The following is a 20,250-nucleotide window of genomic DNA, read 5'->3' on the forward strand; positions in this document are numbered from 1 at the left end:
TTTGTATTACCCCATAAAAATGTGGGCCTGGGGGGGGGGGGTTCAAGGGGGGCGGGGCCAACACGCGGTGGCCCCCACGCACTGTCCCAGCTGTGCGGCCGGTGCAAGGGACACCCCCTGAGGTGCACGCTTGACGCGGCATGCGTTGCTGCGGTGCGAAGCCGCACCGGGCCTAGCGTTAGGCGTTTTTCCCTACCGGGTTTGTCCCGACTGCCCGAGACGGACCAGGGGCGCTATGCTCCGGCCATGTCTTGTTCGCAAGGCATCGAGGAGAGACTCTTCCGGCCCGCCGAAAGCGGGCCGTTTTCTTTGCCGCTTTCGCGTTCGAGCTCGCTCAATTTTGATTCGGCAGCACGTTGCCCGGCTGGGACGCCTGCCGCGGCCAGTTCGAGAACGCGAAAATCCACAGCGCCACCAGATTCACCACCGGCACCAGCACAAGCAGGGCCCACCATGGTGAGAATCCGGTCCGCAGCAAGATCTGCCGCACCGGAATGCCTGCCACGATCAAGATGATCAACAGCCCGAAGAGTCCGCGCATCGTCGTTCCCCTTTCGTAACGGTATGGATGGCGCGGCCGGAAAAAAGCGAGTCCGGCGGCACAAGCGTTATAGCACCGGCATCTGCAAGCGCAATGCCGCCGATGGAAGACGCCCGGGGCGACTACAATACGCGCCTTCCGGCCCGTACGCGGCCTGCACCTTTTTCACTCCAGCATGGCCCTGTTTTCCATTACCGATGCGCAACTGGCGTTCGGCCACGTGGCGCTGCTCGACCACACCGATTTCTCGCTGGAGGCCGGCGAGCGCGTTGGCCTGATCGGCCGCAACGGCACCGGCAAGTCGTCGCTGCTCAAGATCGTGGCGGGGACGACGTCGCCGGATGACGGCCTGATCGCCCGCCAGAGCGGCGTGACCTCAGCCTATGTGCCGCAGGAGCCCGAATTCGAACCGGAGCAGACCGTGGCCGAAGCCGTGGCGATGGGTGTGCCGCATGCCGCCGGTCTTCTCGCGGAATACGAAGCGCTGATCACGTCGATGGGCGATTCCAACGATGAGGATGCGCTGCACAGGCTGCAGGCCTTGCAATCCCAGTTGGAAGCGGCAGACGCGTGGCAACTGCGCACGCGCGTCGAAACGACGATCGCCCAGTTGGGCCTGCAGCCCGGCGCGCGCATCGGTTCGCTGTCGGGTGGCCTGACCAAGCGTGTGGCGCTCGCCCAGGCGCTGGTGGGCGCGCCCGACATCCTGCTGCTGGACGAACCGACCAACCACCTCGACTACGACTCCATCCGCTGGCTCGAAGACTTGCTGTTGGCTTTCCGCGGCAGCGTGTTGTTCATCACGCACGACCGGGCGTTTCTGGACCGCGTGGCCACGCGCATCATCGAGCTCGATCGCGGCAAGCTGCGCTCGTACCCCGGCAACTTCACGGCGTATCAGACGCGCAAGGCGCAGGAACTGGAAGCCGAAGCGCTGGAAAACGCCCGCTTCGACAAACTGCTCGCGCAGGAAGAAGTGTGGATCCGCAAGGGTGTGGAAGCGCGCCGCACACGCAGTGTCGGCCGTGTGGCGCGGCTGGAACAGATGCGTGTGGAGCGCCAGGCGCGCCGCGAAGTGCAGGGCAACGTGAAGCTGGAGGTTTCGCAGGGCGACCGCTCCGGCAAGATCGTCGCCGAGCTGATCGACGTGACCAAGCGCTATGGCGACAAGACCGTCGTTGACAACTTCACCGCCACCATCATGCGCGGCGACAAGGTCGGCATTCTCGGCGCCAACGGCGTCGGCAAGACCACGTTGCTGAAGTTGATCCTGGGCGAACTGGCGCCGGATTCGGGCACGGTGCGCAACGGCACCAACCTGCAGGTCGCGTACTTCGACCAGATGCGCGCGCAATTGGACCTGAACCGCTCGCTTGCCGACACCATCAGCCCGGGCAGCGACTGGATCGAAGTCAACGGCCAGCGCAAGCACGTGATGAGCTACCTGGGTGATTTCCTCTTCCCGCCCGAGCGTGCGCGCTCGCCGGTGGCCTCGCTGTCGGGCGGTGAGCGCAACCGGCTGCTGCTGGCACGCCTGTTTGCGCGTCCGGCCAACGTGCTGGTGCTCGACGAGCCGACCAACGATCTGGACATCGACACGCTGGAACTGCTGGAAGAACTGCTGCAGGAATACAGCGGTACCGTTTTCCTGGTTTCGCACGATCGCGCGTTCGTCGACAACGTCGTGACTTCGGTGATTGCGGCCGAAGGCGAGGGCCGCTGGCGTGAATACGTCGGTGGGTTTTCAGACTGGCAGACGCAATCGGTGCGCGCGGCGCAGATGGCGCAAGCCGCCAAGCCCGTCGCCGAGGAGAAGAAGCCCGAAGCCGCCAAGCCGCGCGAGCGCGCCACGGTCAAGCTCAGCTACAAGGAGCAGCGCGAACTGGACGCGCTGCCCGCCACCATCGAAGCGCTGGAGGCGGAACAGAAGCAGGTCGGCGGCGAACTGGAAGACGGCACGATCTACGGCCGCGACCCGGAGCGCGCGCAAAAGCTGGCCGAGCGCCACGAAGCCATCGAACTGGAGCTGCTGGAAGCGCTGGAGCGCTGGGAAGCTCTCGAAGCCAAGCGCGCCGGCACGGTGTGACGCTGCAGTAACCACGCAATATGTCAGCGGGATGTCGGGCGAATGTGAGTTTTCGCGCGCATCCCGACGCTGACGATCCCTCCGCATTGTCCAGGACAGCTTCCTTTACAATGCGCGCTGCATTCCCGGTGCTTGGCGACAGACCCAAGCCTGGTCAGTTTTTCCGCCTTCCATGAGCAAAACCTCCCAATACAGCGAATCGTCGATCAAGGTCCTCAAGGGCCTGGAACCGGTCAAGCAACGGCCGGGCATGTACACGCGCACCGACAATCCCCTGCACATCGTGCAGGAAGTCATCGACAACTCCGCTGACGAGGCGTTGGGCGGCTACGGCAAGCTCATCGCCGTGACGCTGCACAAGGACGGCAGCGTCAGTGTCGAAGACGATGCGCGCGGCATTCCTGTCGGCATCCACCCCGAAGAGGGCGTGCCGGTGGTCGAGATCGTCTACACGCGCCTGCATGCCGGCGGCAAGTTCGACAAGGGCCGCGGCGGCGCCTACGCGTTCTCCGGCGGCTTGCACGGCGTGGGCGTGTCGGTCACAAACGCGCTGTCGACGCGGCTGGAAGTGACGGTCTGGCGTGACGGCAATGTGTCGACGCTCGCGTTCTCCGGCGGCGACGTGATCGAACCGCTCGCCACCCGCAAGGCCGAACGCGGCGAGAAGAAGAGCGGCACACGCGTGCGCGCGTGGCCGGACCCCAAGTATTTCGATTCCGAGAACATCCCGCAGGCCGAGCTGCAGCGTTTGCTGCGCAGCAAGGCCGTGCTGCTGCCGGGGGTGAAGGTCACGCTCACGCTGGAAAAAACCGGCGAGACGCTCGAATGGCAATACGACCAGGGCCTGCGTGGCTATCTGGTCGAATCGCTTGCGCAGGGCAGCGCTCAGGGGCCAACTCGCGAGCCGGTGATCCCGCTGTTCGAAGGCGAGCACTTTGCCGATCCCGACAAGCCGGGCGAAGAAGGCTTTGCCTTCGGTGAAGGCGCGTCGTGGGTGGTGGCCTGGACGGAAGAGGGCTCGCCGGTGCGCGAGTCGTACGTCAACCTGATCCCCACGCCCGCCGGCGGTACGCACGAATCCGGGTTGCGCGAAGGCCTGTTCCAGGCCGTGAAGAGCTTTGTCGAGATGCACGCGCTGCTGCCCAAGGGCGTCAAGCTGATGCCCGAAGATGTGTTTGCGCGCGCTTCGTTCGTGCTGTCGGCCAAGGTGCTCGACCCGCAATTCCAGGGGCAGATCAAGGAACGCCTGAACAGCCGCGATGCGGTGCGGCTGGTATCCACCTTCAGCCGCCCGGCGCTGGAGCTGTGGCTGAACCAGCACGTCGATCACGGCAAGAAGCTGGCCGAACTCGTCATCAAGCAGGCGCAGGCGCGCACACGTGCCGCGCAGAAGGTCGAGAAGAAGAAGGGCTCCGGCGTGGCCGTGCTGCCCGGCAAGCTGACCGATTGCGAATCCGACGACGTCACCCGCAACGAACTCTTCCTGGTGGAAGGCGATTCTGCCGGCGGCTCGGCCAAGATGGGCCGCGACAAGGAATTCCAGGCCATCCTGCCGTTGCGCGGCAAGGTGCTGAACACCTGGGAGACCGAGCGCGACCGCTTGTTCGCCAACAATGAAGTGCATGACATTGCAGTCGCTATCGGCGTCGACCCCCACGGGCCGAACGATACGGTCGACCTGTCGGGCCTGCGCTACGGCAAGATCTGCATCCTGTCCGATGCTGACGTGGACGGCGCGCACATCCAGGTGCTGCTGCTCACGTTGTTCTTCAAGCACTTCCCGCAGTTGATCGATCGCGGGAACGTATGCGTGGCCCGTCCGCCGCTGTATCGTGTCGATGCTCCCGCGCGCGGCAAGAAGCCCGCGCAGAAGCTCTACGCGCTGGACGACGGCGAGCTGGAAGCCATTGAAGACAAGCTGCGCAAGGACGGCGTGAAGGAAGGCGCCTGGCAGATCTCCCGCTTCAAGGGCCTGGGCGAAATGAGCGCCGAGCAGCTCTGGGAAACCACCATGAACCCCGACACGCGCCGCCTGCTGCCCGTGGCGCTGGGCGAGCTGGGCCAAGACCAGACCATTAACATGATGAACATGCTGATGGGCAAGGGCGAAGCCGGCGCGCGACGCACGTGGCTGGAAGCGCGCGGCAACGAAGTCGAAGCCGATATTTGATCGCTGACCGACAACGATGAAGCTGTTTGCACGTTTCGCACTCGCATTGACGGCGCTGGCCCTGGTGGCCAGCCAGCCGGCGCGCGCGGACGTCTACGGCTACATCGATGAAAACGGTCTCGCGCATTTCGCTGCCGAACGATTGGACGATCGCTACGTGCTGTTCATGAAGGGCGCCGCGGTGGCGAGCAAGGGTGACGACAAGGCCAAGGACGACAGCGCCATCGCCCTGCCGGCAACCGAACTGCCCGATGCCGATGCGTACCTCAACGCCAGCAAGCGCGATGCACTCGACAACGCGGCCGGCATGCGCCAGCGCCTGGTGCGCGCGGTGCTGCAGCATCCGAACGTGCCGACGGTGGAGCCGTTGATCCGCCAAGCCGCCAGCAAGCACGGTATCGACCCCGCGCTGGTGAAGGCCGTGATTGCCGCTGAATCGGGTTTCAACCCGCAGGCCGTGTCGCCCAAGGGGGCAATCGGGCTGATGCAGGTGATTCCGGACACCGGCGCGCGTTACGGCGTGACCGGCGACGCCCGCCGCACGGCTGCACAGAAGCTGGCCGACCCGAAGACCAACATCACCACCGGCGTGCGTTACCTGAGCGATCTGCTGCGTATGTTCTCGGGCAACCTTGAACTCGTATTGGCCGCTTACAACGCGGGCGAGGGCGCGGTGCAGAAGCACGGCAACGACATTCCGCCGTACGCCGAGACACAGAACTACGTGAAGACGGTGCTGCAGTTCTATCGCTACTACAACCCGGTCGCCGCCGTGCCCGGGTTGATGAACGTGAGCGGCAACGGCGTCATCGCTACGCGCAAGCCGGGCCGCACGGGCCGGCCCGCACGCATCGAACTCGTATTGGACCCGGCCACCGGCGTGGCCACGAACCTCCCCCAACATTGATCCCGGCGGCGCCGCCACGTTGAAGCGCGCCGCTTTCGCTTGAGCCTCCATGGAACAACAAGACATCCTCTTCGACCCCAGCGAGCCGGCCGAAGCGCTCACGCTTGGCGCCTATGCCGAGCGCGCTTACCTCGACTACGCCATCAGCGTGGTCAAGGGCCGCGCGCTGCCCGAGGTGGCCGATGGCCAGAAGCCGGTGCAGCGCCGCATCCTGTTTGCGATGCACGAGATGGGCCTGCGCGCCGATGCCAAGCCCGTCAAATCGGCGCGTGTGGTGGGCGACGTGCTCGGTAAATATCACCCGCACGGCGATCAATCCGCCTACGACGCACTGGTGCGCCTGGCGCAGGATTTCTCGCTGCGTTATCCGCTGATCGACGGCCAGGGCAACTTCGGCTCGCGCGATGGCGACGGCGCGGCGGCGATGCGCTACACCGAAGCGCGCCTCACGCCCATCTCGCGCTTGCTGCTCGAAGAGCTGGACCAGGGCACGGTCGATTTCATCCCCAACTACGACGGCTCGATGGAAGAGCCGAAGCTCCTGCCGGCGCGCCTGCCGTTCGTGCTGCTCAACGGCGCATCGGGCATTGCGGTGGGGATGGCCACCGAGATCCCGTCGCACAACCTGCGCGAAGTGGCGAATGCCACCGTGGCGCTCATTCGCGACGACAAGCTCACCAGCACCGACCTGATGCAGTACATGCCGGGCCCGGACTTCCCGGGCGGCGGCCAGATCATCTCGTCCGCAGCCGACATTGCGCAGGTGTACGAGAGCGGTCGCGGCAGCCTGAAGGTGCGTGCGCGCTGGAAGATCGAAGAACTCGCGCGCGGCCAGTGGCAACTCGTGGTGAACGAATTGCCGCCCAACACCTCGTCGCAGAAGGTGCTGGAAGAGATTGAAGAGCTGACGAACCCGAAGGTGCGCACGGGCAAGAAGTCGCTGTCGCCGGATCAGCTCACCATGAAGCAGACCATGCTGGGCCTGCTCGATGCCGTGCGCGACGAGTCCGGCAAGGACGCGCCGGTGCGCCTCGTGTTCGAGCCCAAGAGCAAGAACATCGACCAGCAGGAATTTGCCAACGCGCTGCTGGCGCACACATCGCTGGAATCGGGCGCGGCCATCAACCTGGTGATGATCGGCACGGATGGCCGGCCGCGCCAGAAGGGCCTGGCCGAGATCCTGCGCGAATGGATTGCATACCGCTTTGCCACGGTCACGCGTCGCACGCGCCATCGTCTGGGCAAGGTCGAAGACCGCATCCACATTCTCGAAGGCCGGCAGCTCGTGCTGCTGCGCATTGAAGACGTGATCCGCATCATCCGCGAGAGCGAAGACCCGAAGGCCGCGCTGATCCAGGTCTTCAACCTGAGCGATCGTCAGGCCGAAGACATCCTGGAAATCCGCCTGCGCCAGCTGGCCCGCCTGGAAGCCATCAAGATCGAGCAGGAGCTGAAGAACCTGCGCGAAGAACAGGGCGAGCTGGACGTGCTGCTGAAGTCCGAGACCATGATGCGCCGTCGCATCATCAAGGAGATCGAGACCGACGCGAAGCAATACGGCGACGACCGCCGCACGTTCATCCAGGAAGAGCGCCGCGCCGCTGCCGAAGTGAAGGTCGTCGACGAACCCGTCACGGTGATCGTCTCGCAGAAGGGCTGGGTGCGCACGCGCCAGGGCCATGGCCACGACGCCACGCAGTTCGCCTTCAAGGCGGGCGATACGCTGTATGACACGTTTGAATGCCGCACCACTGATGCGCTGCTGATCTTCGGCACGCGCGACGACAAGGGCACGGGCCGCGTCTATTCCGTGGCCGTAGCGAACCTGCCGGGCGGTCGCGGCGACGGCGTGCCGCTGACGACGCTGATCGAACTCGCGCCGGGCACGCACATCGCCCACACGTTCGCGGGCCATGCCGAACAGAACCTGGTGATCTCCACGCGCGGCGGCAACGGCTTCCTGGCCAAGGTGGGCGACATGGTCGGCCGTCAGAAGGCCGGCAAGGCGTTCCTGACGCTGGACGAAGGCGATCAACCGAACAAACCGGCGCCGGTGCCGGCGGACGCTTACGGCGTGGCGTGCCTGTCCGAAGGCGGCCGCATGCTGCTGTTCCAGATCAGCGAGTTGAAGACGCTCGCCAGCGGTGGACGTGGCGTGATCCTGATGGAGCTGGAGAAAAACGAAACGCTGCTCCAGGCGGTGGCCTTTGGCGCAGCGGGCTTTGTGCTCTCGGGCACCGGTCCGCGCGGCGGCAAGGCAGTCGAGCAGACCCTGACGACGCGCGCCCAGGAGCCGTACGCCGGCAAGCGCGCACGCAAGGGCAAGACGCTGGAGCCCAAGCTGCGCGATCCGAAGCTCTCGTTGCCCAAGCCCGCGCCGGACGCCGCCTGAACCCATGAGCGATCCGACCGCCGCGCCTGAAGCCAACATCGCAGCAAACATCCCGTCCTGCAGCAAACTCTTCACCGAGTTTGCGCGGATGGGCCTGTCGGGCTTCGGCGGCGTGCTGCCCTTTGCGCGCGCCGGCATTGTCGATCGCAACCGCTGGCTCTCCAACACCGAGTTCGCTGAACTCCTGAGCCTGGGCCAGGTGTTGCCTGGCCCGAATGTGGTCAACCTTTCGGTGATGCTCGGCTACCGCTTTCACGGGGTGCGCGGCGCCGCGGCCGCCATGGCCGGTCTGGTGCTCACGCCCGCCGTAGTGCTGTTGCTGATCGTCATGCTGTACGACCACTTCAGCGCGCTGTCGGTGGTGCAGAACCTGCTCAAGGGCATGGCGGCGGTGGCAGCGGGGCTGGTGCTCTCAACGGCCGTGAAGCTGGCGCAGGGGCAGTCGCGCACCTGGCGTGCGCTCGGCATCGGCCTGGCGGTTTTCCTGACGATTGGCGTCCTGCAGTGGCCGTTGCTGCCGGTCATGCTGGTGCTGATTCCGCTCGCACTCGTGCTCGAATGGTGGGCAATGCGATGAGTTATCTCACCACCGTCTTCGACCTGTTCTGGCACTTTCTCGTGCTGTCGTTTCTCGCCATTGGCGGGGCCAGCTCGACGCTGCCCGACATGCACCGTTTCCTGGTCGACACTCGGCATTACATGACAAGCGAGCAGCTGAGCGCCATGTATGCCATCTCGCAGGCGGCGCCGGGCCCCAACGTGCTGTTCGTGGAGTTGTTCGGCTGGCAGGCGGCGGGTCTGGGTGGGGCGATTGCCTCGCTGGTCGGCATCTGCGGGCCATCGTGCGTGATTGCTGCCGTCATCGCGCGCGTCATGGACCGCAAGCCCGACGCGCGCTGGATTGCACTGGTCCGCCGTGGCCTGGCACCGCTGACGATCGGCCTGCTGTTCTCCACCGGCTGGGTGCTCGCACGCGCCGCAGACAGCAGCTTCAGCACCATCGCGCTGACCGTGGCGACGGTCGTGGCGTGCTCCTTCACCCGTGTCCACCCGCTGGTGCTGGTTGGGTTGGGGGCATTGGTCGGCGGCATGGGTTGGGTGTAGCGCTCGTGCCGCACGGCCAGCGAAATCCAAGGCGGACGCATGTCCGCCTTTTTTCTTGACCCGCTCGCCATCGAGCCGGGCGCGCAGCCCTCGGGAATACCCCAATGCCGCTCATGATGTATATACAACAACATATCGATCAAAGCGATGTTGTCTGTATGTGAATTCCGGTCCGCTTAGCGCATGCGTCAAGCCCCGATCTGCACGGACAGCCTCGCCGACATAAAGAGGAGACAGTTTGGAACACCTTCAACGCAACCTGCGCGCGCGGCATATCCGCTTTCTCGCGCTCGGTTCGGCCATCGGCACGGGCCTTTTCTACGGCTCTGCTTCGGCCATCCAGCTGGCCGGGCCGGCCGTGATCCTCGCGTACATCATCGGCGGCGCGGCCGTCTACATGGTCATGCGCGCGCTCGGCGAGATGGCGGTGCGCCAGCCGGTTTCCGGCTCGTTTGGGCGCTATGCGCGCGACAACCTCGGCCCGCTCGCCGGCTTTCTCACCGGCTGGACGTACATCCTCGAAATGGTGATCGTCTGCTTGGCCGACGTGACCGCCTTCGGCATCTACATGGGCTTCTGGTTTCCCGAGGTCCCGCAATGGATCTGGGTGCTCGGCATCGTCATGCTCATCTGCGGCCTCAACCTCTGCAACGTCAAGGTGTTCGGCGAGATGGAATTCTGGCTCGCGCTGATCAAGATCGTGGCGATCGGCGCCATGATCGTCGGCGGCACCGTCATCCTGTTCCTCGGCGTGAAGATGAACGGCGAGCACGCATCGGGCCTGAGCAATCTCTGGTCGCACGGCGGTTTCCTGCCGCACGGCGTGGGCGGCCTCGTGGCGTCGTTTGCCGTGGTGATGTTTGCGTATGGCGGCGTCGAGATCATCGGCATCACCGGCGGCGAGGCGCAGAACCCCGACAAGGTCATCCCGAAGGCCATCAATGCCGTGCCGGCGCGCATCCTGTTGTTCTACGTGCTGACCATGTGTGTGCTGATGGCGATCTTCCCGTGGACGGGCATCGACGGCCAGGGCAGCCCGTTCGTGCAGATCTTCTCCGGACTGGGCATCCAGTCGGCGGCGGCAATCCTGAACCTCATCGTCATTTCGGCAGCCATCTCGGCCATCAACAGCAACATCTTCGGCGCGGGCCGGATGATGTACGGCATGGCCGAGCAGGGCCAGGCGCCGCGCATCTTTGCGGCCACGTCGCGCCACGGTGTGCCCTGGGTGACGGTGCTGTTCATGGCCGGCGCGCTGCTGTGCGGCGTGGTGCTGAACTACCTGATTCCCGAGAACGTCTTCGTGATCATCGCGTCGATCGCCACGTTCGCCACCGTGTGGGTCTGGCTGATGATCCTGCTGTCGCAGGTGGCGATGCGCCGTCGCCTGTCGGCGGAAGAAGTGCGGGCGCTCAAGTTCAAGGTGCCGCTGTGGCCCGTGGGGCCGGCCCTTGCCATCGCGTTCATGCTGTTCGTGATCGGCGTGCTGGGCACCATGGAAGACACCCGCGTGGCGCTGTACGTTGGCGCAGGCTGGGTGCTGCTCATGTCGGCCGCATGGTATCTGCGCGTGAAGCCCAACGCAGCGGCCGTTCTGGCGGAAGAGGCCAGCGGGGCGTGAGCCCGGCCCGCCCCCGCAAATAAGAAGACGAGTTCCGGAGACAACCCATGTCGAACCACACCTCTGCGCCGTCGTACGCCGGCCCCGCCGGCGCGCAGGCGACCGTCCACACGCAACCGCTGTCACGCACGCGGGCCATTGCCGCCATCACCATCGGCAACGGCCTCGAGTTCTATGACTTCGTGGTCTACAGCTTCTTCGCCACGCTGATCGGCCGGCTGTACTTTCCCGTCGGCAACGCGACTGGCCAGTTGCTGATGTCGTTCGCCACCTTTGGCGTGGGCTTCCTGATGCGTCCGCTCGGCGGTCTGCTGATCGGCATGTACGCCGATCGCGCAGGCCGCAAGCCCGCCGTGGCGCTCACGTTGTGGCTGATGGGGCTGTCGTCGCTCGTCTTTGTCGTCACGCCGACCTACGCCCAGATCGGCATCCTCGCGCCCATGCTCGTCGTGCTGGCGCGGCTGGTGCAGGGCTTTGCCATCGGCGGCGAGATGGGTGCTTCGACTGCGCTGCTGCTGGAATACGCCGACGACCGCTCGCGCGGCTTCTATACGAGCTGGCAGCCGTTCAGCCAGGGGCTGGCCGCGCTGTTCGGCGCGCTGGTCGGCCTGCTGCTGAGCAACGTGCTGGCGCCTACGGCGCTGGAGTCGTGGGGCTGGCGCCTGGCGTTCGTCATCGGCATTCTCGTCATCCCGGTCGGCCTGATCATCCGCCGCCGTCTGGAGGAAACCGCCGCACCGCCCAGCACGCGCGAAGCCGACGCCACGCTGCCGTTGCTGCGCGAACACCGTCGTGCGCTGGTCGCCAGCATCCTGCTGATGATCGGCGTGGCGTCGTCCACGTACATCATCGTGTACTACCTCAGCAACTACGCCGTGAGCGTGCTGCACATGCCGCTGTCGCTGGGGATCTGGGCGGCGTGCATTGCGGCGCTGGTGCAGGTGGTGCTGTCGCCGTTCGCCGGCCGGCTGGCCGACCGCGTCGGGCGCCGCAAGGTCGTGCTGTGGTCGCGTGTTGCACTGCTGGCAATGATCTATCCGGCCTTCGCACTCATCAACGCAGACCCATCGCTCGCCCGCTTGCTGATCGTGGTCGGCTGCCTGTCGGTGCCGATGTCGATGACCTCGCCGGCATCCATGGTGCTGGTGAGCGAGGTGCTGCCGCAGCGGCTGCGCGCCACGGGGCTGTCGATTGCCTACTGCGTGGCCATCGCCATCTTTGGCGGCTTTGCGCAGTTCTTCTCGACCGAGCTGATCCACCTCACGGGCAACGCCAACGCGCCGGCGTTCTACGTGATCGGCTGCGGCCTGATCTCGCTGATCGGGCTGGCGATGGTGCCCGAGACGCTCGGCCGCCGCCTGTCGTAACGCTCAGTCCACACCAACGAAACCGCCGGTCTGGTGCGCCCACAGCCGCGCATACAGGCCGCCGTGTTCCAGCAGCTCCGCGTGCGTGCCGCTCTCGACGATGCGCCCGCCATCGAGCACGACCAGCCGGTCCATGCGCGCGATGGTCGAGAGCCGGTGCGCGATGGCAATCACGGTCTTGCCCTGCATCAGCGTTTCCAGGCTTTCCTGGATGGCGGCTTCCACTTCCGAATCCAGCGCGGACGTGGCTTCGTCCAGGATCAGGATCGGCGCGTCCTTGAGCAGCACGCGCGCAATCGCGATGCGCTGCCGCTGACCGCCCGACAGCTTCACCCCGCGTTCCCCCACCAGCGCATCAAAGCCGCGTCGCCCTTGCGCATCGGATAGCTGCGGGATGAACTCGTCGGCGCGCGCACGGTGCACGGCCTGCATCAACTCAGCCTCGGTGCTGTCGGGTTTGCCGTAGCGCAGGTTGTCGCGAATGGAGCGGTGCAGCAGTGATGTGTCCTGCGTGACCATGCCGATCTGGTCGCGCAGGCTCTCTTGCGTCACCGCTGCAATGTCCTGACCGTCGACGAGAATCCGGCCGCGCTCCACGTCGTACAGGCGCAGCAGCAGATTCACCAGCGTCGATTTGCCCGCACCGGACGGGCCAACCAGGCCGATCCGTTCGCCGGGGCGCACCACGAGATCCAGCCCTTCGATCACGCCGCTGCCCTTGCCGTAGTGAAAGCCGACGTGCTCGAAGCGCACTTCGCCCCGCGTCACGTGCAGCGGCTTGGCATCGGGCTGGTCGATCACGGCGCGCGGCAGCGCGATGGTCTGCATGCCGTCCTGCACTTGCCCGACGTTTTCAAAGATGCCGTTGACCACCCACATGATCCAGCCCGACATGTTGTTGATGCGGATCACCAGCCCCGTCGTCAGCGCAATGGTGCCGGCGCTCACCCGGCCCTCGCTCCACAGCCACAGCGCGAGCGCCGATGTGCCGACAATCAGCAGGCCGTTCATGGCCGTGATGGTGAAATCCATGCCGCTGATCATGCGGCCGGACAGGCGCGTCTTATCCGTCTGCTCGGCCATGGCGTCGCGCGCGTAGCTTTCTTCATGCTGCGTATGCGCGAACAGCTTGAGCGTGGTGATGTTGGTGTAGCCGTCAACGATGCGGCCCATCAGCTTGGAGCGCGACTCCGTGGCGATGACCGACCGCGCCTTCACGCGCGGCACGAAGTAGCTCAGCGCCGCGACGTAGCAGCCAATCCACACCAGCAGCGGCACCACGAGCCACCAGTCGGCCTTGGCGAACAGCACCATCGCACTGATCGCATAGATCACCACATGCCAGAGCGCATCCACGGACTGCACGGCGGAATCGCGCAATGAAAAACCGGTCTGCATGATCCGCTGGGCAATGCGGCCCGCAAAGTCGTTCTGGAAGAACGTCAGGCTCTGCTTGAGCACGTAGCGGTGGTTCTGCCAGCGGATCAGGTTCGACAGGTTGGGGTTGATGACCTGATGCACGAGCACGTCGTGCAGCCCGAAGATGACCGGCCGCGCGATCAGCGCCACAAAGGCCATCCACAACAGCTCGTTCCGGTGGCGGCCGAAGAACTCGGGGCCGGGTGTCGCCTGGATCATGTCGACGATGCGGCCCAGGAAGTCGAACAGCGCGACTTCAATCAGCGCGCCCAGCAACCCAACGACCAGCAGGAACGCGAAGACGCCACGCACTTCGCGCAGGAAGTAGGCGTAGAAGCGCCAGACATTGGCCGGAGGCTGTGTGTCGGGCAGGGGACGGAACGGATCGATGAGCTTTTCCAGGCGGCGCAGCAGCATGTCGGGTCGGGGGTGAAGAGGAGACCGACGCCCCAGGGCGGGACGTGCGCGGAAGAGCTGCCCATGATACGCGCGTGAAAGTGCCCTTGTTGGCGGGGTGGCTTACGGCGTGCAGGGCTCGGTGGGTGGAGCTCAGATCTCGGCGCTTGAGGCTTTTTGCTCGGCGATTGGAGCTCGGAGCTCGGCGCGTGAGGCTTTTTGCTCGGCGGTTGGAGCTCGGAGCTCGGCGCTTGAGGCTTTTTGCTCGGCGGTTGGAGCTCAGAGCTCGACGCGTGAGGCTTTTTGCTCGGCGATTGGAGCTCAGAGCTCGACGCGCGAGGCTTTTTGCTCGGCAGGTGGAGCTCGGAGCTCGATGCGCGAGGCTTTTTGCTCGGCAGGTGGAGCTCGGAGCTCGACGGGTGAGGCTTTTTGCTCGGCGAGTGGAGCTCAGAGCTCGACGTATGAGGCTTTTTGCTCCGACGCTGGAGTTCGGAACCCGACGTGCGAGGCTTTTCGCTCGACGTGTCGGCTTCGCATGAAAAAAGCCGCTCGGTTGAGCGGCTTTCGGGTTCCGTCGGGAGCGGGGGCTCAGTGCACCACCATCCGCGTGAACGGCTCCACATAGGCCTGCAGGGTAATCATCAGCCCCACCAGGAAGGCGAGCGCCAGCGAGTGGAAGAACACGTAGCGCAGGATGTCGCCCTCGTGGCCGTACCACTTGGTGGCCGTGGACGCCACGACGATGGACTGCGCGTCGATCATCTTGCCCATCACGCCGCCCGAGCTGTTGGCCGCCGACATGAGGATCGGCGACAGGCCAAGCTGCTCGGCCGTGGTCTTCTGCAGGCCGCCGAACAGCACGTTCGATGCCGTATCCGAGCCGGTCAGCGCCACCCCCAGCCAGCCCAGCATCGTGCCGAACAGCGGGTACAGCACGCCCGTGTGGGCGAAGGCCAGGCCCAGCGTGGCGTCCAGACCGGAGTAGCGGGTCAGGTAGCCGATGCCGAACATCGCGCAGATCGTCAGCAGCGAATAGCGCGTCAGCTTGATGGTGTTCCAGTACTCCTTGAGCATGCGCGGCAGCGAGTAGCCCATCAGCAGGCCGCCCACGAGGGCCGACACCAGGATGCCCGTGCCCGCCATCGACAGCACGTTGAAGTTGAACACCGCGCCTTCGGCAATCACCTTGGGCACCACCGGCGGGCCCTTGAGCACCATCTTGTCGAGGCCCGGGATGGCGAATTTGTAGGCCCACAGGCCGTCGGCAAATGCCTTGAACTGCGGCACGCCCCAGATGAAGACAAACACCGTGAGGATCACCCAGGGCAGCCATGCCTGCACGCGCGTGATCTTGCCGTTGGTGGCCGTGGTGGCTTCGCGGGCTTCGGCGGCGGCTTCGGGGTCGACGCGGGAGTTGTCCTCACGGTTGCGCAGGGCGGTCGACGTCCAGATCGTCTTGGGCTTCCACACCTTGAGGAACAGCGTGAGCGTGCCCATCGACACCAGCGCCGCAATCACGTCCACCAGCCACGGGCCGTGGAAGTTCGACACCAGGAACTGCGGAATGGCAAACGACACGCCCGCCACCAGGATCGCCGGCCAGATCTGCAGCATGCCGCGGAAGCCCGCGAACGCCCAGATCAGCCAGAACGGCACCAGCACCGAGAAGAACGGCAACTGGCGGCCGACCATGGCGGAGAGCTGCAGCAAGTCCAGCCCCGTAACGGAAGCCAGCCCGATGAGCGGGGCGCCCAGCGCGCCGTAGGCCACCGGCGCGGTGTTGGCGATGAGTGCCAGGCCAGACGCGGCCAGCGGCGAGAAGCCCAGGCCGATCAGGATGGCGCCCGTGACGGCCACCGGCGTGCCGAAGCCCGCGGCGCCTTCGAAGAACGCGCCAAAGCTGAACGCCACCAGCAGCAGTTGCAGGCGGCGGTCTTCGGTAATGCCGGAAATCGAGCTCTGCAAGACCTTGAATGACCCGTTCAAGGTGGTGAGCCGATGCAGGAAGATGATGTTGAGAACGATCCAGCCAATCGGGAACAGGCCGGAGACGATGCCCAGGCCCGCTGCCTTGCCGGCCATTGCGGTCGGCATGCCGAACACGAACGAGGCGATCCCCACCCCGACAATCAGCGCCAGGCCCGCGGCCAGATGCGCCTGCATATGGAAGAACGCCAGCGAGCACAGCAGCACCGCTACCGGTATCCCGGCTGCGATGGTCGACCACACGGCACTGCCGAGCGGGTCATAGACTTGATTCCACATCTTGATCTCCTCCTGTTTGGGCGTTTCAGTTCTTCTCGATACCGAACGTCTTCTGTCGCCCCTTTTTTAAGGGGCAAACGCGGATTGTAGGAACAAGCGTGTCCGGGTCCCGGCAATATTCTGTCACTTTCGCCCTGAAAAGTATTCATCGGCGCTGGCGCGTGGTATGGCGCGGGGTGCGCAATTGCACCGGGTAAATCCGGGTTGTGGAATCATTGCGCCTGCAGCGCACCCCACCCAACCCGCACCCACCCCAATTCGCCTTCCATCCATGGCTTCTCTGACGGCCTTCCTGTCTCGCCGCCGCGGCGCCCGTTTGGCTACCGCCGTGCTCACCGCGTTTGTGGCAATGGCAATGCTGTCGCCCGCCGTGCATGGCCAGACTGCGGCAGCGCCAACGCAACCGAATGCCGAATCGACGCGGCCGCGTATCGGTCTGGTGCTCTCGGGCGGCGGGGCGCGCGGCTATGCGCATATCGGCGTGCTCAAGATGCTGGAGCGCATGCGCATTCCCGTGGACGTGATTGCCGCCACCAGCATGGGCGCCGTGGTGGGCGGCCTGTACGCCAGCGGCATGCGTGCGGACGCGCTGGAGCAGAAGCTCTCGCAGGTGGACCTGAGCGACATCGCCTTCGATCGCAACGATCGGGCCAAGCTGCCGCAGTCGCTGCGCGAAGATGATTTCCAGTATCCGATCGGCCTGTCCGCCGGCTATGGCGACGGCAGGCTCAAGCTGCCGGCCGGGCTGGTGCAGGGCAACCGCCTGCTTGCGCTGCTCAAGAACTGGACGGCGCAGTGGCCCGACAACATCGCGTTCTCGCACCTGCCGATTCCCTTCAAGGCCATGGCGACGGATCTGGCCACGGGCGACGGGGTGATTCTCGACCACGGCTCGCTGCCGCTGGCCATGCGCGCCAGCATGGCGGTGCCCGGCCTGTTCGCGCCCATCGAAGTGGGCGGCCGCACGCTGGTGGATGGCGGCCTGGTGAGCAACCTGCCCGTGCAGCTCGCGCGCGACATGGGCGCGGACATCATCATCGCCGTCAACATCGGGTCGGATTTGCAGCGGCCGGAAGATCTGACCTCGCCGGCGGCGGTGACGCAGCAGATGATCACCATCCTCGTCGGCCAGAACGTGCGGGCGCAAAAGGCGCTGCTGCGCGGCAAGGATGTGTTGATCGAGCCGCAGCTTTCCGAGCTTTCGTTCACCGATTTCGCCAAGGGCCCGCAGGGCGTGCGGCAGGGGGAGCGCGCGGCGCAGGGCGTGGGCGCGAAGCTCGCGGCGTTGTCGCTCTCGCCGCAGGCGTATGCCGCGTACCGTGCTGCCCACGAGCCCTACGGCACGTTGGTGGCAGGCGCGCGCATCGACGCCATTGACGTGACCACCAGCGGCCGGGTTCCGCCTGCGCGTGTGCGCCAGTTGATCAAGGTGCGCGAAGGCGACGCATATGACGCCGAGGCGCTCAACCGCGAGCTGTCGGCGCTGGCCACCACGGGCGACTTCGAAACCGTCACGCAGCAACTGGTGGAACAGAACGGCGTGCATACGCTGAAGATCGACGCGCGTGAAAAGTCCTGGGGCAACCAGTTCTTCCTGTTCGGGCTGGGCATGTCGACCAACTTCGACGGGCGCGGCGCGTTCAACGTCAATCTCGGCCACCGGTATCCGTGGCTCACGCAGAGCGGGCTGGAATGGCGCAATGACATCGTGCTCGGCAGCAACCGGGCGAGCATCCATACCGAATTGCGTCAGCCGCTCTGGCAGGCGCGCGGGTTCTACGTGGCGCCGTATGCCGAGTATTCGCGCCGCCGCTTCGACCTCTACTTTGACGACCAGGCGCCGACCAAGGAGGCCAAGGCGTTCAACAGCATCACCATGGAGACCGCGCGTGCCGGCGTCGACCTCGGCATTCCGCTCGGCCGCAAGGGCGAACTGCGGCTGGGCGTGAACTACATGAGCAAGAGCGCAGCGTTCAACTATCTGGCGTTGACGGACGAAGGGGCGCTGGATCTGCCGACGCTGCGCGCCAAGCAGCCGGCCTTCCGCGCGCAGCTGACGCTGGACCAACTGGATGACCCGCTGTTTCCGCGCAGCGGCTATTACTTCTACAGCAGCGTGGAAGCCGGTTTTGGATCGCTCGACAAGAAGTTCAACACCGCCCAGGCCAAGGGCCTGTGGGCGACGAGCTACGGCCGCCACACGTTCAATGTGGCGCTGGAAGGGGCCGGCCAGTTTGGCGTCAACAGCCCGACGCGGGAAAACGGCGGCAACACGGGCAATGGCGCCAACGAAGGCTTTTTCCTCGGTGGCTTCCAGCACCTTTCGGCCTACGCGCAGGATCAGTTCAACGGCCAGTACATGCTGTACGGCCGCCTGACCTACCTGTACGACCTGCGCATCGACGATCTGCTCGGCCTGCGCGCGCCGGTGTTCGGCGCCAGCGCGGAGGCCGGCAACGTCTGGCAACTGCGCAACAACTTCGGGCGGGGGCCTTACCTGAAGAGCGGCAGCGTATTCGTTGGCGGCAACAGTCCGATCGGGCCGCTGTACTTCGGTTTTGCGGTGGCGCCGCAGGGCGTGTGGAACGTGTACCTGCAGCTTGGTCGCGTCTTCTGATCTGACGTTCTGAAACCGCAGCAGGCGGCAGCGGGCTTGCGCGCGCGCGGCGGCAATGCGCGCTTCGTAAGGTCTTGATCAGACTGGGAAATCAATCGGTCAGGTCGCGGCGGACGTGCGTGCTAGCCTTCCGCTTCGCTTCGTTCAAGACCTCGGGCGCGGTCGCGCCCAGCCCCCTTTTTCATGATGTTCTCCGTGTTGTTCCGTCGTTTCCGCTCGTCCCGGTGGTTGCTGTGCGCGTGCGCGTTGGCTGTGTTGCAGGCGTGCGGCAAGCATGCGGATGAGGCCGCCAAGCCCGCTGGCCCGCCGGAGGTCGAGTTTGTCGTTGCACAGCGCTCCGATGCGCCGCTGGTGACCGAACTGCCGGGCCGGCTTGAGCCGTATCGCACGGCGGAAGTGCGTGCGCGCGTCGACGGCATCGTCCTCAAGCGCGCGTACGAAGAAGGCCAGGCGGTCAAGGCCGGCCAGGTGCTCTTCCGCATCGACCCGGCGCCGCTCAAGGCACAGGTGGACGCCGCGCAAGGCGCGCTTGCCCGTGCGCAGGCGCAACTCGCCATCGCCCGCGACAAGGCCGCGCGCTACAAGGGGCTGGCCGCCACGCGCGCCGTGAGCGAGCTGGAATACGCTGAAGCGCAAGCCGCCGAGCGTCAGGCCGCCGCAGACGTGGTCTCCAGCCGTGCCGCGCTGGAAACCGCGCAACTGCGCTTGGGCTATGCCACCGTTACCGCGCCGATTGCCGGCCGCTCGCGCCGCGCGCAGGTCACCGAAGGCGCGCTGGTCAAGGAAGACGCTGCCACGCCGCTCACCACCGTCGAGCAGATCGACCCGATCTACGTCGACTTCGCACAGCCCGCTGCCGAAGTGCTGGCCTTGCAGCGCGCGCTCAAGAAGGGCCAGGCCGCTGCATTGAGCGGCCAGGACATCGGCGTGCAGGTCATCCTGAGCGATGGCGTGGCGTACGAGCGCCCGGGCAAGCTGCTGTTCTCCGACTTGGCGGTGGACCGCGCGACGGACAACGTCTCGATGCGCGCCGTGCTGCCGAACCCTGATGGCCTGCTGCTGCCCGGCATGTACGTGCGCGTGAAGCTCTCCCACGCCGTGCAGCAGGGCGCGGTGACGATCCCGAAGGGCGCGTTGCAGCGTGATCGCCACGGGGCATCGGTGTTCGTGGTACAGGCCGACAACACGCTGGCCGCTCGTGCCGTGACTGCGCAAACGTTGGCCGCTGACCAATGGCTGGTGACGAGCGGGCTGTCCGGCGGAGAGCGCCTCGCCATTCCTGGCATGCAGACGCTGGAAGCGGGCATGGCGGTCAAGCCGGTGCCCGCAGCACCGCGTGCTGACACCAAGCCGAAGAAGGGCTGA

Annotated in this window: 13 protein-coding genes and 2 pseudogenes; 12 read left to right on the forward strand and 3 right to left on the reverse strand. The window is 65.6% G+C overall.

Annotation, left to right across the window (positions count from 1 at the left end; all coding sequences use genetic code 11):
- Positions 1-334: 334 nt before the first annotated feature.
- A complete protein-coding gene (locus R2669_RS17525; RefSeq protein ID WP_316874205.1) occupies positions 335-541 on the reverse strand; it encodes a hypothetical protein in 207 nt (68 codons plus the stop codon).
- Between the two features lie 175 nt (positions 542-716).
- On the opposite strand from R2669_RS17525, the pseudogene R2669_RS24835 reads away from it, so the two are divergent.
- The 10 genes and pseudogenes from R2669_RS24835 to R2669_RS17565 form a co-directional block, all read left to right on the forward strand.
- Positions 717-1,550, forward strand: a pseudogene (locus R2669_RS24835) (ABC-F family ATP-binding cassette domain-containing protein); the annotation flags it as partial.
- Positions 1,551-1,751: 201 nt separating this feature from the next.
- A pseudogene (locus R2669_RS24840) lies at positions 1,752-2,063 on the forward strand (ATP-binding cassette domain-containing protein); the annotation flags it as partial.
- A 258-nt stretch (positions 2,064-2,321) separates the two neighbouring features.
- The gene (locus tag R2669_RS24845; protein WP_410003868.1) at positions 2,322-2,627 is read left to right on the forward strand and encodes a hypothetical protein; all 306 of its coding nucleotides are present in this window, start codon (positions 2,322-2,324) and stop codon (positions 2,625-2,627) included.
- A 172-nt stretch (positions 2,628-2,799) separates the two neighbouring features.
- The gene (locus tag R2669_RS17535; protein ID WP_316901507.1) at positions 2,800-4,797 is read left to right on the forward strand and encodes a DNA topoisomerase IV subunit B; all 1,998 of its coding nucleotides are present in this window, start codon (positions 2,800-2,802) and stop codon (positions 4,795-4,797) included.
- 16 nt (positions 4,798-4,813) lie between these two features.
- Positions 4,814-5,704, forward strand: coding sequence for a lytic transglycosylase domain-containing protein (locus tag R2669_RS17540; RefSeq protein WP_316901508.1), 891 nt, complete (start codon positions 4,814-4,816; stop codon positions 5,702-5,704).
- Positions 5,705-5,753: 49 nt separating this feature from the next.
- Positions 5,754-8,096: a DNA topoisomerase IV subunit A gene (gene parC, locus R2669_RS17545; protein ID WP_316901511.1), complete on the forward strand. Its 2,343-nt coding sequence runs from the start codon at positions 5,754-5,756 to the stop codon at positions 8,094-8,096.
- 4 nt (positions 8,097-8,100) lie between these two features.
- The gene (locus tag R2669_RS17550) at positions 8,101-8,673 is read left to right on the forward strand and encodes a chromate transporter (protein ID WP_027677829.1); all 573 of its coding nucleotides are present in this window, start codon (positions 8,101-8,103) and stop codon (positions 8,671-8,673) included.
- Complete coding sequence (locus R2669_RS17555; RefSeq protein WP_316888132.1) at positions 8,655-9,200, forward strand: chromate transporter; 546 nt, start codon at positions 8,655-8,657, stop codon at positions 9,198-9,200. The genes R2669_RS17550 and R2669_RS17555 overlap by 19 nt, the downstream gene beginning before the upstream one ends.
- A gap of 238 nt (positions 9,201-9,438) precedes the next feature.
- A complete protein-coding gene (locus R2669_RS17560; protein ID WP_147214160.1) occupies positions 9,439-10,821 on the forward strand; it encodes an amino acid permease in 1,383 nt (460 codons plus the stop codon).
- A gap of 47 nt (positions 10,822-10,868) precedes the next feature.
- On the forward strand, positions 10,869-12,188 hold the full coding sequence (locus tag R2669_RS17565; RefSeq protein ID WP_316901514.1) for an MFS transporter: 1,320 nt from the start codon (positions 10,869-10,871) through the stop codon (positions 12,186-12,188).
- Positions 12,189-12,191: 3 nt separating this feature from the next.
- Here R2669_RS17565 and R2669_RS17570 read toward each other — a convergent pair whose 3' ends face one another.
- Together R2669_RS17570 and R2669_RS17575 are read right to left on the reverse strand one after the other, a co-directional pair.
- The gene (locus tag R2669_RS17570) at positions 12,192-14,024 is read right to left on the reverse strand and encodes an ABC transporter ATP-binding protein (protein ID WP_316901516.1); all 1,833 of its coding nucleotides are present in this window, start codon (positions 14,022-14,024) and stop codon (positions 12,192-12,194) included.
- A 567-nt stretch (positions 14,025-14,591) separates the two neighbouring features.
- Positions 14,592-16,268 (reverse strand): L-lactate permease, encoded by a 1,677-nt coding sequence (locus R2669_RS17575; RefSeq protein WP_147214163.1) that lies wholly within the window; start codon positions 16,266-16,268, stop codon positions 14,592-14,594.
- Between the two features lie 271 nt (positions 16,269-16,539).
- On the opposite strand from R2669_RS17575, the gene R2669_RS17580 reads away from it, so the two are divergent.
- The gene (locus R2669_RS17580) at positions 16,540-18,885 is read left to right on the forward strand and encodes a patatin-like phospholipase family protein (protein WP_316901517.1); all 2,346 of its coding nucleotides are present in this window, start codon (positions 16,540-16,542) and stop codon (positions 18,883-18,885) included.
- Positions 18,886-19,068: 183 nt separating this feature from the next.
- Complete coding sequence (locus R2669_RS17585) at positions 19,069-20,250, forward strand: efflux RND transporter periplasmic adaptor subunit (protein ID WP_430708808.1); 1,182 nt, start codon at positions 19,069-19,071, stop codon at positions 20,248-20,250.

It is taken from the genome of Ralstonia edaphi (genome assembly GCF_958350185.1).
Classification (GTDB): domain Bacteria; phylum Pseudomonadota; class Gammaproteobacteria; order Burkholderiales; family Burkholderiaceae; genus Ralstonia; species Ralstonia edaphi.